Below are 16142 nucleotides of genomic sequence, written 5' to 3'. Positions count from 1 at the left end.
CCCGGTTCGCCATATCCGGGCCCGCAGCACGGTGCAGGCACGAAAGAGAGCAGAACATGGGGATCAAGGACAAGGCACTGGCCTTCAGCAGGAAGTTCAAGCTCGACTCGCACCACGCGATCGAGCGGTTTGGGGTGTTCTTCGGCATCTTCGCGGTCACGGGCGCGATCGTGATCAGCGCATCGGGTGCCTCGGCGTACCAGGCGGGGCGTGACTCGCTGTCGCAGACGGCGCTGTACACCAGCGACTTCAAGACGTCGAAGACGAATCTCGACGGCGCCGTCGACGGGGTCTACACCAACGAGAGCGGCAGCAAGGCGCTCGTGATGATGCACTTCAGTCCGACCGCTCAGATCTCGTACAACGCCGCGGATTACAGGGCGTTCCTGCTCGGGTCGGACACCTCGCTGAACAGCGAGCCGGTCAGCACCAGCGGGATCAAGGGCTCCTTCTTCGCCTTCGGTTCGACCGGCTACGTCGGGGTCCTCCTCAACGCCGACCGGCCCTTTGACCGTCAGGTGTTGAACCTGACGGTCCGTGCGAATGCCGAACTCACCACGCCCGCAGCGGAGCAGGCGCATAGCAGCGGCAAGCTGGCCGGCGACGAGACCTTCTCCAAGTACGACCAGTGGCGGGTCTTCTTCAACCCCGGCGCGTCCGGGGTCCAGAAGATCGCGGCGCTCGACGCTCTGACCTTCGACCCTGCGCAGGCCTACTACGAGGTCGCGCTCAAGGAGATGGAGGCCGAGGCCAGGGATGCCCTGGACCAGAAGCTCGTCGAGATGCGCACGAATCTGACGCAGATTCAGTCGTATACCTCCGACCTGCAGACGACGAAGATCGACGGCCTGTTCCTGCGTCCGCCGACCGTCCCGGTCTCGATTGCCACCGACAAGATCACGGGCGTCTCCGCGGCCGCGGCCAAGGACGGCGTCTCGACGCTGGCGCTGCAGACCAAGCATGTCGTCCCCGGCGGCTTCGACCTCAACTGGCGTGCAGGCAACGTCTACGACGGCTACCTCGACGCCCTGGTGCCGGCCGGTCAGAGCTACGCCCAGTTCTTCACCAAGAAGCGTGACGAGGGCTCGGATCCGACGAGCCAGCAGATCTCGGACATGCAGTGGATCCTCTCGGACGGCACCAGCCTCACCAAGGACTACCAGTCCTCTGACGTGACGATGCGCCCGCTCATGAGCATCATGAACAACCTTTCACAGGCGTATCAGGACTACTCCCGAAACAAGTCGCAGTACGAGTCTGATCTGTCGCTCGATCTGCTCCGACTGGACGTGAGTCTGCGGGACGTGCAGTCCAACAGCACCATTCGAGACGACAAGGACTTCCTCGCCACGCTCCATTGAGTACGGCGATGAAGTGATGCATCCCGCTGCCTGACATTGACCCGGAAAGGAAAACGACATGGCCACCGACAAGCCGAATCGGAGTCCCAAGAAGGGGACGACGAAGGACCAGCCGAGCACGTCGGTGAGTCAGGGGATGCCCCGGCAAGGTCGCGGGACCAAGAGCCTCGGCCCTGAGGAGGGCATCGAGAAGCCTCCCGAGGGCAAGGCCAGCGTGCCCAAGCAGCTCCCGGCCCCGGGAGCTGCTTCTTCTGGTCCTTCTGGCGCGGCAAACACTGCGCCGAAGATGCCGGACGCGGCAGACACCGCAGAAACCGCAGGCAAGGCGGCCGGTGCCGCGAATGCCGGGGCGAAGATCAAGCAGGGCATGAACGGCGTCGCCGGGAACATGGCCGGAGGCGCGGCCCAGAAGGCCATCGAGGGAGACGGCAGCAGCGCGACCCGCCGTAACGCCGGGCGTTACGCGGGAGCTGCCGTCTCCGGTGCCGTGGCTGGCGCACAGGCCGGCGGGCTTCCGGGAGCCGCCGTTGGGGCAGCGAAGAACGTCGGTGTCGAGGGGGCCCAGGACGCGGTTAAGGGCGTGTCCAAGGTCACCGGCGGCAGCCCGGACGCCAAGCCTGCCGACCAGCGCGAGCTGGGTGCCGGCGGCACGGGCTACGAGCGCGGTGCGTCGAATGACGACGAGGGCCTCGGCTCGAAGGCGGCCAAGGGTGCCGCCGTCGGCGGTGGCGCGGCTGCCGCTCCGCCAGCCATCGGGGTGATCATGGCCATGGCCCTTCTGAACTGGCTGAAGTCCATGTTCTTCGCCGCCATGGCGATGGCCGTCAACGCAGGGAAGCTGCTGTGGACGCTCATCGTCAACATCGCCAAGGCGATCGGTCATGCGATCGCTGCGCCGTTCATGGCGATCGGCAGCTTTATAGCCAAGGGGGCGGGCGCGGTCCTGGGCGTCACCGTCACGGCGACGATGACCCCTGTAGCGGCAGCCATGTCGGGTGCGGTCGCGGTGACCGCCACCGTGGCCCTGCTGGGCACGGTCCTGACCGGCGTCCTCAACTCGACGGCACTGACCGAGGGCAGCATCAACGCGAACGGGACGGCGTGCGTCGTCAACGCGGGTAGCGCCGGCAACGGTTCCGGGGCCACCGTCCCGGCGGGCGTGGAGAAGAACGCCAAGGAGATCTACTCGGTGCTCAGCAGCTGGGGGATGCCGAAGGAGAACATCGCGGGCATCCTCGGCAACTGGTCGCAGGAGTCCGGGATCGATCCGACGAGCGTGCAGAACTTCCCCACGGGGACGTATGCCATGACCGCCGAGAAGGCCAGCGCCGCACAGAACACGGACAACGGCATCGGTCTCGGGCAGTGGACGTTCGGCCGCAGCACGTTGCTGCGCCAGTACGCGAAGAGCAAGGGCATCGACTGGTTCACGATCAAGGCCCAGCTGGCGTTCATGGCCGACGGGGACAATCCGGGCGATGTCACGGTCTTCAAGGACATGCTCAAGACGTCGCAGGGCTCCCCGCGTGCGGCCGCGCTGCACTTCCACGAGAACTGGGAGCGTTCGACTGACGGCGCGGCCGGGCTCACCGCACGAGGCGACAACGCCGAGATGTGGTTCGGCAAGATGAGCGGCTGGTCGGTCGACCACTCGATCGTGGACGGCGTCAAGAACATCGTCGGCGGGATCATCGAGAACATCGTCGACGGCATCAACACGATCCTGGGCAACTGCGGTACCAAGGGCGGTACTTCTGTTTCATTGAAGGACGGCGGGATGACCCAGGAAGAGGCTCAGGCCCTCGTCGACCTCTTCAACAAGGAGGGTGACAAGTTCCTCGACGACCGCTACGGCGACCAAGGTGGTCCTGGCTCGTGCGGGGGCAATCACGCGCAGAACTGCACATCGTTCTCGACCTACTTCGTGAACAAGTACACGACGTTCCAGACCTACCCGGCCGGTGACGGCAAGGAGACGGCGTACACGATTGCGAGGGTGACCGGCAAGCAGATGTCCTCGACTCCGACGGCCTACTCGGTGGGCTCCGCCCCGGGCAGCACCCCCGCCGGCCACACTCTCGTGGTGCTCGGCATCCAGGGCGACAAGGTCATCCTCGGCGAGGCCGGCTACTGCGCTTACATGGGCCGGGTCCGCGTCGACAGCGCGGCGCGGATGGCGGCCGAGGGCTGGAAGTTCGTGGACATGTCGGATTCGATGCTCCCCTCCGACAAGATCAAGACAGTCTGATGCGCTGTATCTGATCCGGGAGCGAGAAGCCGGTGCCGGGCGATCCGGGCACCGGCTTCTTCCTGTCCGGTGCAGGCACTGCGCGCCAGCTTCGCTTTTCGGAACGCTTATCGAATGGAGCCAGAGTCGGTCTCAGATGCCTTTACGGATAGACTTGAGTCGTTTATGAGAGCAACATGGAGTGAGGAGTGTGTTCCGTGACGACAGCCCATGACGAGTCCGAGAGCACAGGTCCCGAGCAGAAGACCGGGTCGATGCCCGAGGAGAAGCCCGCGGCACCGAAGACACGCAAGAAGATCACCGGAGCTGAGCTCGAAGAGCGCTTCGCGGGCTGGACGACGCGCCAGCACGAACGGGTCCAGACACGCAGCCCGGAGGACAACGCGCGCCTGATCCGACGCAGCGTGACCGCAGTGATGGGGGTCGGGATCCTCGCCCTGATCGTCGCCACGGGCGTGGCCGGCGAGAGCTGCAAGGCGAGCACGTCGGACAACGAGGCCCAGATCGTCCAGCTCAAGGGGCAACTGGACGATGCCCGGTCCACGCCCGTGAAGGCGGACGCCGGCGCGCAGTTGTCCAAGCTCACCGAGGCGGCAGCCGCCGACGCGAAGAAGGTCGCGACCGGGGAGCAGACCTTCGCCGCGTTGTACCACCAGGCCAGCGTCCAGCCCAGCCGGAACAACGGAGCTCCGAACCAGGCCACGCTGGAGATCATCAAGCACCGCCGGGACATGGCGCCGCTGTTCAGCAAGGACTCCTTCCTGGTCAGTGACAAGGAGGCATACGGCACCTCGTCGTTGACGCCGTTCGATGCGACTACCGAGATCGATCCGCGCCACGCCTGGTACATCCGCTACGTCGGCCAGAACGCAGTTGCCCCGAGCACGTACGCGTGGAAGGTCGAGACTGTGATGCCCGATCTGAGCGTGAAGGACGGCTCGGGCGCGACGAACGAGGCAAAGGTCGTCTGGCTGTGCCGGGACACGAAGAGCGGCGAGGTGCTCGCCTGGGCGAGCGCGCGCTACGTGCACAACGGCACGACGGGGGCCTTCGACCACTTGGCGCTCGTGGTGACCGCTGCCGGGGCTCAGTACGAGAACCCCGCGATCAAGATGCCGGCCGGGTCCGGAGTCCCTGAACTCAGTGGCACGGGCGCACAGAAGAAGGGCGGGAAGCGGTGACGGAGCAGACGGCAGCACCCACGCGGCGGGGATTCTTCCGGCGCAACCTCTCGGTCCTGGTGACGGCAGCGGTCCTCACGGTCGTCGCGACGGCTGCCGGTGCGACCTGGAGCAGCCAGCACGCGGCCCGGGCTGAGCAGGAAGCCCAGATCAACGACGTCGAGGGACATCTAGCAGGCATCCGGAAGCAGAACGCCGAGCAGGTGAACGCGGACGTTATGGCGGCCCTGGGTGTCAGCCAGAACCGGATGAGCACCGACGGTGAGCGCATCAAGTCGCTGCTTTCGATGGCCTTCACATGGGACTCAGGACAAAGCTACGACGCGGCGCGCGAGAGCCTGAAGAGCCGGTTCAGCCTCGCCGAGAACGAGACGTTCCTGAAGTCGTTCATGCCTCCGTCGAGGTTCAACGAGGACTCCCAGGGGCGGCGTTACTACTACATCGACACGGTCGGCCTGAACTCGGCCCTCGGCGCGGATCCGGACATCGAGGTCGTCGACGTCAAGGCGGGCGTCTACACCTACGCCATCCTGGCCGATGTCGAGGTCACCTCCGACGCAGTGACCCAGAACAAGTCGAGCAAAGCCAGTGTCACGGCGCACCGGCGCGCGCTGCTATTCGTCACGGTCGACGCCCAGGGCAAGGTCTCGAATCTCTCCGGCGTCCCGGCGAGTGGCGAGACTCGCCATTCCGGATAACCAAGACTCCCTTTCGACTCGACTCGTTGATAGAGTTGCACTGATATTCGAGTGAAACGCGAGTTGAGGACCAATGGCATCGACACAGACCGATGAGTCGGGTGGGAGCGCAGTGCGCAAGACGCGCTTCGTCGCGACGTCCACGTTCTCGCAGGAGGGCGCGGACACTCCTGAGCAAACGGAGCCCGCGGGCGGCCTGCGCAAGCGCACCCTCGTGGCCGGCGTGAGCATGGGTGTGGGCGCACTGCTGTGCTTCGTACTCTCCGCGGGGTTCTCCGGCGGTCAGAGCGCGGTGAGCGATACGGCTGCGCCGGAGATCTCCTCTCTGCAGGAGCAGATCAGGATCACCGAGGCGAAGACGGCGGCGCTGCCGAAGGCCGACGACGCCGAGCGTGGTCTGACCGCGGCCCTGACGGCGGCTGGTCAGGTCGCAAAGCTGCAGAACAACTACCGCTACCTGACGCCCAGCGTGGCGGCAGCCGGCGGCACGCTCGACACGGCGACGTCTCAGTCGACGCTGCGCAACCTCATCCCCTACTTCGCCCCCTCGGTGCACCAGGCGGACCTGGGGCCGTGGTACCTGCTCGCCAGTGACAAGGACGTGGCGGCCGGCGTCGGGATCCCGATGAGCTTCAACTCCGGCTTTGTGTGGGTCGCCCAGGTGCCCTACCTGGTCAACGACGACAGCACCATCACGGTGACCTGGCTGGCGATGGAGACCAGGACCGGTGCGGGCGAGAAGCCGGCAGTGCTGGCCTGGGCCCGCGCCGATTACGACCTGGTCCGCAAGGCGTTCGTGAACATCCAGACCGGCACGACGGCCAGCGGCGAGGCCTTGAAGCAGGAGGTGAAGGCACCGTGAAGGAGGAGATCAAGGACAAGCTGCGCCAGCACGCCGGGAAGATCCTGCTCGGCGGTACCGGGGCGCTGCTCGCGCTCTCGGTGGTCACGCTCGGAGCCAGTCTGCTCAGCGACGGCCCGGCCGCGTCGGACACCCAGGCCGATGCGGTTATTCAGAAGCTCGAAGGCAACCTCGGCGACGCCCGGGCCAAGCTCGCAACACAGCACACGGCGCTGCTGGTTCAGCTGCCGGGCATGGACATCGAGCGGGTGAACCGTGACAGGGCGACGGGCCGGTCCCTCCTGCTCAGCCTCACCGACAGCTCGGCGTCGACCCGGACCGTCAAGGAGCAGCAGGTACTGCTCGACACGCGCTACGGCTTCCTCGACCACAAGTCCCGGGTGCTCACCGAGTTCGTACCGGAGTGGATGACGGCGACCGGAGCCACGAAGGGCGCTGGGACGACGTACACGCTCGCTGATCTGGACATCGGTGTGAGTCGGGTGCAGGGCCTGAACTACTCCTACACAGGGGTGGCCCGGCTCGATCCAGTCCGCGTCGGACCGGATCAGAACAGCGCTGCCAAGAGCGAGTTCCTGGTCTTCACCTACTCCACCTCTCAGGACGGCACGGTGACGTCGCTGGACGCCTATCGGGCCTCCAGCAAGACCCGCGACGCCCTCGCTGCCGCCAGCGAGGAGCAGCCCTCCCTCAAGCCGACCGGGTGAGCAAAGCGCCCACCGCTGCAGCACGCGTCCCAGAAGACCCCGACGAGACGTAAGGACACGAACATGTCGACCCAGACTCTGGAGAAGACCGAGACGACCGCCCCGACGAGCACGGCCGCGACGGCGAAGAAGACCACGGTGAAGCCCGTGAAGGAGCAGAAGGACTCGAAGCTGCGCACTGGATGGCGGCGTCTGGCCCCGAAGAAGGAGACCGGCAGGTTCTCCGTCGTGGTGTGGGCGGGGTTCTTCCGGGCCATCGTTCTTCTCGCCGACTACCTGCTGGCGTTCATCACAGCCCGGGTCATCATCCCGCTGCTGGGCGCATGGCTGCACCAGCGGTCGGGCGCATCCCGGGGTGCGCTCAGTGCGGACGGAACCATCGCCATGTGGCTGATGCCGCTTCTCTTCCTGGTCGCACTGCTCGCCGCGGGCGAGATCGTCGTGATGCGCGGCATGTGGCGCTGGGCAACGCGGATGATCGCGAAGATCCGGGACGCCCGGGGCGAGGCGACCGGCGCCGACGTCACACCGAAGTCCAGGACCAAGATCACCAACCAGAGCAAGACCAACCGCAAGAGGAGCAAGTGATGCGCACCGCAGGACTGACGATGAACGACGTATGGGCCCACCGTGTCCTGCGTGAACGAGGAGTGGAGACGTACCGGCTGGAGGGGGTGACCGCCGAGCTCGGCGTCATGGTCGCATCGCTCGACCTCAAGCACCGGGGCAAGGAGGAGAACTACCGCCCGTATCTGCACATGACGGGCGAACTGCGCTCGGTCACCCCGGCCAAGGCCCTGCCGTTCGGCATCTCCCAGGTGACCTACTCCCCCGGCCAGGGCGAGAAGGTAGACGCCTTCTACGAGTTCGACGACCAGCAGCTGGTCGTGCTCGCCAGCAAGGGCTACTTCACGAGCGGCTTCGCCGTGCCCGAGCAGGTCACCGGGATCGAGTGGGAGCTGCCGGCCACGGCGGACATGCTTGTCCTCGCTCCGTCGGGGGCGCAGACCGAAGGCGATGCGCCCGTGGTCTTCACCCAGATCCACGACATCGGAGGCCTGGAGATCGATCTCGAGTCCAGCGGCTACGACCTCGCCGGCTACTTCGCCGACCACTCCAAGGACGGCGTCCCGCGGGCTGAGGCCGTAGTCGATACACGTGGGCTGAAGGCGCGCTCGGACGCGATCAACTCGTTGTTCACCGAGGACGAGCTGGGCCTGGACACCGAGGTCAAGCAGGTCGTCGGATCGCCCGTGCCTGAGGCAGCGCCGGTCGCTGACGGCATGAGCGCGCGTCTGCAGCAGATCGAGGCGGAGATCGCCGCCGAACGGGAGCAGTACCAGACCGAGCGCGCGAGCACCGAGGGCACCACGGAGAACCTCTACCGGGAGCGCGTGGCTGGGGCTCTGCACCCGGCCGAGGAGCAGGAGGAGCCGTTCGCTCCCCCGATTTCGGCCCGTGAGGCGCAGCGCGACCCGAACCTGGATCTCGACCTGGAGCTGGAGGAGCAGGAACAGGAGACCCGACGACGTGAGGTCAAGCCCGTCCCGAGCCTGGACAAGCGCAAGCGCCAGGTGGCCCAGCGTGCGGCCGATCTGGACTTCGGCGAGGACGGCGAGCAGAGCCTGGGGTCCTGAGGACGTATCAGGCATGACGAGCGCGGCCCCGGTTGCTGGCGAACAGCAGCCGGGGCCGTAGTGCATCGGTACCGAGACAGGAAAGGGAGCGACGATGGGCCTGAAGCAGGACATCATCGTGGTCAACGAATTCAGCGTGCCGCTGCCCGGCGGCAGGGGATCGCGCGGTGCGACGCCAAGCGACTACGTCACTCGGTACATGGCCCGCGAGCAGGCGACCGAGTCGCTGGCTCCCATCCAGCGCCTGCGCACCGACGACTTCATCATGCGCTACATGGCGCGGGAGTCTGCCGTTGAGCGCGCCGGTATCTCGCGGGGCGCGGCGAAGCATGAGATGCGCCAGGCCCAGGGCGACGGCGGCGTGGCCTTCGGCTACGGCTCGGTCTCACTCTCCGACGAGCAGCTGCGCGCGGCCGGCAACGACATCCAGCAGCACTTCGAGAACGGCAAGACCGTGCTCAAGACGGTGCTGTCCTTCGACGAGGAGTACCTGAGGAAGCACCGCATCGTCGATCAGGACTTCCACTGCGAGGCACGCGGCGACTACCGCGGCCACATCGACCAGATGAAGCTGCGCATGGCGATCATGCACGGTCTGGAGCGGATGAGCTCAGGCACCAGCGGCTTCGACGACCTGCGCTACGTCGGGGTCATCCAGGTCGACACCGAGCACGTGCACTGCCACCTGGCCATGGTCGACGGCGGCCGGGGCCAGGTGACGAAGAACGGTACGCAGCGCGGCAAGCTCCTGGACCGGCACAAGTCCAGGCTCCGCCGCGGTGTTGACGCCTGGCTCGATGAGAAGCATGCGGTGGCTCATCTCTCCAGCGCCGTCGGCTACGAGCGGCGCAACGTCACCACCTTCATCAAGCGGTGGGCGCACGAGCGGATCCGCGCCGAGTCCCTGCCGCAGTTCCTGCTCGCCTGCCTGCCTGCAGACCGATCGTTGTGGCGCGCCGGCTCGCATGACGCCCGCATGCGCAAGGCGAACCAACTGGTGACCGAGGTCGTGAAGGAGCAACTCGACCGTGCCGGGTCCCCGATGCCGGAGGCCATGGAACGCATCGTCGACTACGCCAACGAGCGCCGCGCGAAGGAGTCTCTGAGCACGGAGGAATGGCAGAAGCTGGTCGAGCAGGGACGTACGCAGATCATGGAGCGCGCCGTCAACGGCATCTACCAGATGCTGCGGGCCATGCCGGAGTGGGAGCTGCGGGTGCGCACGCCGATGCTCGAAGTCATGGGGATGGACTACCAGCAGATGGCGGTGCTCGCTGCGGACCGGCAGGGCGAAGACGAGAATAGGGAGGCCGACTTGGTCTCCTTCGGCTTCCGGCTGCGCAGTTACGCCTCACGCTTGCAGCACCACCGGGAGAAGGCCGGGGTCTACCGCGACCTCGCGCACCAGTGGGAACAGGCCGAGAAGGCCGACGTCGCCGCCGAGGACTCGCGCCCGCTCTACGACTTCTACCGCTTCGAGGAGAACTACCACCGGCGGCTGATGAGCAAGTACCGGCACTTCCTGCCCTTCCCCGGGGACGGCGGCCAGTGGTACGAGCAGGAGCAGGACGTGGCGACCTACGGCCAGCGGCTGCTCTCACTCATGGCGCTGCGCGCGGATGCCTCCCTGCAGCGGATGAAAGACCCCGAGGAGGCCGAGAACCTGGGCCGGACGATCTACGATCAGCCCGGCGGCAGGCTCCTGACCGAGGGCAAGCGCGGCCGGGCGGTGCTGGACGCGCGTATCCGGACAATGAAGCAGTCCTATGACCAGAAGCTGAATAACCTGCGGGCCGATCTCGCTTCCTCCGGCCTGGTGCTGCGCGTGGGGTCGAGCGCCGAGGATCAGGCGAGTACGGAGACCGACGCGGTCAGCACGGACTTCAAGATCGTCGCCGGTGCCGCGTATGACTTCGACGAGGTCAAGGCCCTGGACCTGCACCACCTGGGCTACGACTTCGTCACCGACGTCGAGATCGGGCCGCACGCACACCAGACCTTCGTCGAGACGACCAGGGACCGCCGGCGGCTGCTGCTGGCGGCGATGGACTACCTGGACCAGTCCGGCCAGGCCGAGGCAATTCCCGATCTGCCGGTGGACGATGTCGCGGCGATGACACGGGTCTCCCGGGAGCTGGCACCTCAGCAGACGGACGAAAAAGCCAGCACCCTCGTGTTGCGCTCCCGGATCGCGGAGCTGCGCGCCGAGCGCGAGCAGGCCGAGCGGATGCGGCGGTCCAAGGCTTCGTCACTGGACGCCGGCCTCGTCGTGCGGGTCCAGGCCCAGGTCGATCAGGCTGTGACCACAGCGGATGCCGGAATGGTATTCGACTCGTAGTCATCCCCTATCCCGACCGACTTCGAACGCGGACAGAAAGACTAGTCTCCAGTCTTGTCGAATGCTCTATGAGAGTATTAGCGTAAAGAGCGTTCGGCGGGACTCAATGCCTTGCCCGGACGATGTGACTGATCGCGGCCGACTTGTCAGAGGGCAGTCGGAACAAGCGGAAGGAAGAGATCATGGCACTTCTCAAGGGCAAGGGCGCGATGACCGGAGTCAACCTCATCGCGAAGGTCTACAAGAACGGCGTCACCAAGGACGGCAAGTCCCAGTACGCCGACGTCCAGCTCGACGCTCGAGATCCGCGCGGTCCGGAGCAGACGAACCTACATCTGAAGTCCGATCGGGTTCAGGGTGAGGACGGCAAGGTCCGCTACAACAACGGCGCTCCGTACTCCACCGGTCAGATGGAGGAGATCATCAAGGCCGCGGGTCCGAACACCGAGCCGATCCTGAACAAGGACGGCAACGAGGTCGGCACCATCTACGGCTTCAAGGGCAACGTGATGCCCGCGACGCGCGGCACTGGCCTGGTGGTCAACACCAAGTCCGTCGAGGCCTCCGAGTTCAAGGTCGACGACAAGACGCTGGACAACCAGTTCGCGTCCATGCGCGCCGCCCGCGAGGCACGGGCGGCGGCCAAGGAGTCGCGGGCTCAGGCCCCGGCTCCCGAGGCCAAGCAGGAGCAGGCAGCTGAGGTCGAGGTCGACGAGCCGGCGGTCGGCTGAGACCGAGGTCGAGTTAAGCCTTGTTCGAAAAGCCCCTGGATGTCACTTGGTGAACTCGCCGTCGTCGCAAGCGGAATGCTCGCTGTCGGCCTCGCTGCCGTGGGTGCCTCGACGTACTCACGGCGCCGCTCCCGTCAGGGCGATCAGCCAGCTTCGCACGGCTGATCCACAGATCCCCAGCGCGTCCGCCGCGCTGGGCGGGGGCCGCGTCTCCAGCGTCCCCCGCACCTCGACGAACACCTCCAACCGAAGGTTTCTTCTCATGCGATCCGCCATCCGCAACGCCGTCATGACGACGACGGCCACCGCGGTCCTGCTCGGCGGCCTCGCCGCCGTCGCCACGCCCGCGTCCGCCGTCGGCTCGTCCGCCTGCACCCGCAACGACCGCAACCACTCCGTGTGGGGCCCCAACCTGGAGTGGCCGAACATTCGCACCGGCCCCGGCGTGGCATACAAGTCCAAGGGCCACCTCGACTCCGCCGGCGAGTTCTGGGTGGAGTGCTCCGCCGTCAACAAGTACGGCAACCGCTGGTACTACGGGGAGAGTCTCTCCTCCAGCTCGTACGGCACGAAGGGCCGGGTCGCCGCCAGCTGGTTCTAGCACCACCGCGCGACGCCGACGCGACGCGCCCCCAGACCGCTCCCTCCTGGAGCGACCTGGCAGAAACGCCCTGACCTGACCACGGCCAGGCCTGCCTTCCAGGCCCCTGGCGACGCCGGTGACACGACACCCCGCCAGCGCCTGCCCACCAACCTCTCGCCGAGGCACACCCCTACCCAACCACACCCCTTTTATGGAGGTTTGCACATGTCTGCACGTCGCATAGCCGTACTCGCGGCCACCGCGGCCGCCGTCGCCCTGCCGCTGCTGTCCGCCCCGGCGGCCACCGCCGCGCCGCAGTCGGTCGCCACCGCGGTGCCCGCCTCGTCCTGCACCACCAACCCCTACCTTCCGTGGGCGGTGCACGGCACCAGCGCGGTGACCATCCGCTCGAAGGCGACCACCAAGTCGACCGCAGTCGGGGTCCTCTACAAGTCGCACAAGTTCACGGTGCACAAGACCACCAAGGGCGCGACCTGGGTGTACATCACCGACAAGAACACCAAGAAGACGGGCTGGGTCTCCGGCAAGTACGTCTACCGCGACGTGCGCATGTGCCTGGACTGAGGCACCGCCTCACTTCCGTGCCCCGGGCCGCCCGGCCCGGGGCACCTCCGCCTGGCCTGCCCCCTCGGCGCCGCGCTTCCACTCCAGCCCTCACCCCAGTCCGGCAGGGTTCCGCGAGTCCGAATACGGCGAGTGAGCGACCCGCGACCAGTGCATGGAACGAAAGGCCCCGGAGTTCACTCCGGGGCCTTTCGCATTCTCCATTCAATGCCCTATCGAATGCTACCCGTGATAGGGTTTCGACTGATTTTCCAGTTAAATCTTCAGTCCAGTCGAGAGGTCTTGCGCGGCATGTTCCACGAGGCACAGCTCAACGAGCGCTACCCACTCCTGTCCAAGCTCTCGGAGCCACTGAAGAAGGCCGAGCGCGACATCGTCGGCCGTGAGCACGAGACGATGCAGCTGCTGGCCTCGATGAGCCGCCCTGAGCTGTGCAATGCGCTTCTACTGGCCGAGGCCGGAACGGGAAAGACCGCATTGGTCCAGGCCACGATGCTCGTGGATCCGGGCCGCCTCTACCTGGAGGTGGACCCGGCGCGCATGATCTCCGAGGCGGGCAACGCCGAGAACATGGCCTCGAAGCTCAAGGGTTTCTTCGACGAGGCCGAGGACTTCGTCAAGGACGAGAAGCACGAAGTGGTGCTCTTCATCGACGAGTTCCACCAGATCATCCAGCTCTCCGACGCCGCTGTCGAGGCCATCAAGCCGGTCCTCGCGGCTTCGGGAACCCGAGGCATCAGGATCATCGCGGCGACGACCTACGAGGAGTTCCACAAGCACATCTCGCCGAACCAGCCGCTCGTCGAGCGCCTGCAGCGCATCAACCTCAACCCGCCGGACCAGGCGACGACCATCAAGATCCTGCAGGGCATGGCCGAACGGTACGGGGTGGCCGACGAGTTCTACGACGACCACGTCTTCCAGCAGATCTACGAGTACACCCAGCGCTACATGCCGGCCAGCGCCCAGCCGCGCAAGTCGATCCTCGTGCTCGACTCCATGGTCGGCTGGCATCGCCTGACGCACCGACCGATGGATCGGGACCTGCTCTCGGACGTGCTCATGGAGTCCCTGAACGTGAACGTCGCATTCCGGGTCGACGGCGCGAAGATCAAGAAGCAGCTGGACGCCAAGGTGTTCAGCCAGGACTGGGCGACCGGCGCGGTGGCGCGTCGTCTGCAGTTGTCGGTGGCGGACCTCAACGACAAGGGGAAGCCGATGGCGAGCCTGCTGTTCACGGGATCGACGGGAACGGGGAAATTCTGCGTCGACTCGACGCAGGTTCCTGTCTACTCGAGCGACGGCGAGACCACCTGGAAGCTGCACGGCGACCTGGTCCCGGGCGACAGAGTGTTCGGTCGCCAAGGTCACCCGGTCGAGGTGCTCGGACACTTCCCGCAGGGCATGCAGGACGTCTACCGGGTCACGCTCTGGGACGGCCGGACTCTCGACGTTGGAGGACCGCACTTGTGGACGGTCTACACAGCCAAGCAGCGGTCGAAGAAGCATGCGGGCAAGGACGTCGCGCCGATGGTCCTGAGCACGCAGGAAATGGTCGAGCGTGGCGTCGTGCGGACCTACCCCGGCGACTCTCGGGAAGATCTGAAGTTCTTCATCCCGGCGAACGGACCGGTGCACTGGCCGGAGCAGGACTTCGACGTCGACCCGTACGTCTTGGGCGTCCTCATCGGTAACGGGTGCCTCACTGAGAGGCAGCTGACGCTCTCGTCTGACGGGGACGACGCCGACCACACCGTGTGGATGGTGGGCGAATGGCTGGGGTCGGCACCGAAGTCGTACGGACGCAACTACAGCTGGGTTTTCCCTGTCGGTGTTGGCCCGGTGGAGGACCGCCGCGATTCGCTGTACCAGACGAAGGACGTGCTTGCCTCGGTTCCCGATCTGATCGGTGCGCGCTCGGCGGAGCGCCGTATCCCGGAGAGGTACAAACACGGATCGGTACAGCAGCGGTGGGCGCTGGTGCGGGGCCTTTTCGACACCGACGGATCGATCGGTGCCTCGAACGACCGCTTCAACGTCTCGTACTCGACGTTCTCCAAGGGGCTCACGGAGGACCTTAGGGAGGTGCTGTTCTCGCTCGGCGTCTCGAACACGATCAAATCGTGGACACGCACGAAGGAGGACGGGCGCGAACTGGTCGAGTACGGCGTGCACGTGAAGGTCGGCAACGAGGATAAGGCCGGGTTCTTCTCCCTCCCCCGCAAGCAGGAGATCGCACGGCGCGCGGCCATCGAGACCTCGGGTCGTAAGCGCGTGAAGAAGTTCGACATGGTCGGCATCGCGTCGATCGAGAAGCTGCCGGAGCAGCAGAGCTCGTCGTGCATCTACGTCAACGACGAGGAGCACCTCTACCAGGCTGGTCAGTTCGTGGTCACGCACAACACGGAGCTCACGAAGCAGCTGGCACGACTGCTGTTCGGTGACGACCAGCGGCACCTGATCCGGTTCGACATGACGGAGTACGCCGAGGACTCGTCGTTCGCGGCGTTCCGTTCTGAGCTCACCAAGCGCGTGTGGGCCCTCTCCCACGCTGTGCTGCTTTTCGACGAGGTCGAGAAGGCCTCGGCGATGGTGACACGCGTGCTGCTGCAGGTGCTCGACGACGGCCGGCTCAACGACGCCAACAACCGCGAGGTGAGCTTCCTCAACACCTACATCGTGCTGACGACGAACGCCGGCTCGGAGATCTACAAGGACATCGCGCAGTACGCGGCGGACGACACCGGGTCGGGCAAGCAGCTGCTGGAGTACGAGAAGCTCATCCGCCGCTCGATCTCCTCGACGACGGGCGACAACCGATTTCCGCCCGAGCTGCTGGGTCGTATCGACGCGATCGTGCCTTTCCAGCCGCTGTCGCTGCTGACGCAGCAAAAGATCGTGCGGAAGAAGCTGCGCCAGATGGTGCAGGAGGTGTTCGTCAAGCACAACGTGCGCATCGACGTCGATGCGAGGGTCCTGCAGTACCTCATCGAGGACAAGGGCGATACCGCCTCTGATGCCGGCGGTGCGCGTGCGGCTGTGGCGAAGCTGACCGACGAGGTCACCACCGCGGTGGCGACCTTCCTCAACGAGCACCCCTCGGAACGGCGTATCCGCATCGACGTCGTCGGCGACCTGGTCAGCGACGACAAGAACCTGCTGAGTTCCGACGCCTACGTCGAGGTCAGCGCGGTGCGATGAACCGGTCCGA

General features: G+C 66.0%; 14 protein-coding genes. 13 read left to right on the top strand and 1 reads right to left on the bottom strand.

Annotated elements, in window-relative coordinates; all coding sequences use genetic code 11:
- Window positions 1-56 precede the first annotated feature (56 nt).
- From IF28_RS0104475 to IF28_RS0104430, 10 genes are all read left to right on the top strand, one after another.
- Entirely contained in the window at window positions 57-1361 is a 1305-nt protein-coding gene (locus IF28_RS0104475; RefSeq protein ID WP_030214138.1) for a hypothetical protein, read from the top strand.
- Window positions 1362-1647: 286 nt separating this feature from the next.
- Window positions 1648-3609: a phage tail tip lysozyme gene (locus IF28_RS36980; RefSeq protein ID WP_158713661.1), complete on the top strand. Its 1962-nt coding sequence runs from the start codon at window positions 1648-1650 to the stop codon at window positions 3607-3609.
- Between the two features lie 254 nt (window positions 3610-3863).
- Window positions 3864-4790, top strand: a complete 927-nt coding sequence (locus IF28_RS0104465; protein WP_158713660.1) for a hypothetical protein — start codon at window positions 3864-3866, stop codon at window positions 4788-4790.
- On the top strand, window positions 4787-5488 hold the full coding sequence (locus IF28_RS0104460; RefSeq protein ID WP_030214128.1) for a hypothetical protein: 702 nt from the start codon (window positions 4787-4789) through the stop codon (window positions 5486-5488). The genes IF28_RS0104465 and IF28_RS0104460 overlap by 4 nt, the downstream gene beginning before the upstream one ends.
- 112 nt (window positions 5489-5600) lie before the next feature.
- Window positions 5601-6350 carry a hypothetical protein gene (locus tag IF28_RS0104455; protein ID WP_030214126.1) on the top strand — a complete coding sequence of 250 codons (750 nt, stop codon included), beginning with the start codon at window positions 5601-5603 and terminating at the stop codon, window positions 6348-6350.
- Complete coding sequence (locus IF28_RS0104450) at window positions 6347-7057, top strand: hypothetical protein (RefSeq protein ID WP_030214123.1); 711 nt, start codon at window positions 6347-6349, stop codon at window positions 7055-7057. The genes IF28_RS0104455 and IF28_RS0104450 overlap by 4 nt, the downstream gene beginning before the upstream one ends.
- Window positions 7058-7120: 63 nt before the next feature.
- The gene (locus IF28_RS0104445; protein WP_030214121.1) at window positions 7121-7645 is read left to right on the top strand and encodes a hypothetical protein; all 525 of its coding nucleotides are present in this window, start codon (window positions 7121-7123) and stop codon (window positions 7643-7645) included.
- Window positions 7645-8694 carry a hypothetical protein gene (locus IF28_RS36975; protein ID WP_051713638.1) on the top strand — a complete coding sequence of 350 codons (1050 nt, stop codon included), beginning with the start codon at window positions 7645-7647 and terminating at the stop codon, window positions 8692-8694. Before IF28_RS0104445 ends, IF28_RS36975 begins: the two co-directional genes overlap by 1 nt.
- A gap of 94 nt (window positions 8695-8788) precedes the next feature.
- Window positions 8789-11032, top strand: coding sequence for a relaxase MobL (mobL, locus tag IF28_RS36970; protein WP_051713637.1), 2244 nt, complete (start codon window positions 8789-8791; stop codon window positions 11030-11032).
- A gap of 182 nt (window positions 11033-11214) precedes the next feature.
- Entirely contained in the window at window positions 11215-11763 is a 549-nt protein-coding gene (locus tag IF28_RS0104430) for a hypothetical protein (RefSeq protein ID WP_030214114.1), read from the top strand.
- Between the two features lie 117 nt (window positions 11764-11880).
- Here IF28_RS0104430 and IF28_RS39115 read toward each other — a convergent pair whose 3' ends face one another.
- Window positions 11881-12027, bottom strand: coding sequence for a hypothetical protein (locus IF28_RS39115; protein ID WP_158697430.1), 147 nt, complete (start codon window positions 12025-12027; stop codon window positions 11881-11883).
- On the opposite strand from IF28_RS39115, the gene IF28_RS0104425 reads away from it, so the two are divergent.
- From IF28_RS0104425 to IF28_RS37480, 3 genes are all read left to right on the top strand, one after another.
- Window positions 12026-12364: a hypothetical protein gene (locus tag IF28_RS0104425; protein WP_030214112.1), complete on the top strand. Its 339-nt coding sequence runs from the start codon at window positions 12026-12028 to the stop codon at window positions 12362-12364. The genes IF28_RS39115 and IF28_RS0104425 overlap by 2 nt on opposite strands.
- A 207-nt stretch (window positions 12365-12571) precedes the next feature.
- Window positions 12572-12931, top strand: coding sequence for an SH3 domain-containing protein (locus IF28_RS0104420; protein ID WP_030214108.1), 360 nt, complete (start codon window positions 12572-12574; stop codon window positions 12929-12931).
- 291 nt (window positions 12932-13222) lie between these two features.
- On the top strand, window positions 13223-16132 hold the full coding sequence (locus IF28_RS37480) for an AAA family ATPase (RefSeq protein ID WP_078620845.1): 2910 nt from the start codon (window positions 13223-13225) through the stop codon (window positions 16130-16132).
- The last annotated feature ends 10 nt before the right edge of the window (window positions 16133-16142 follow it).

Source organism: Streptomyces sp. NRRL WC-3626 (genome assembly GCF_000718785.1).
Taxonomy (GTDB): Bacteria; Actinomycetota; Actinomycetes; order Streptomycetales; family Streptomycetaceae; genus Streptomyces; species Streptomyces edwardsiae.
Note: the sequence above shows the minus strand (reverse complement) of the source record. Positions and strands in the feature narration are given on the sequence as shown.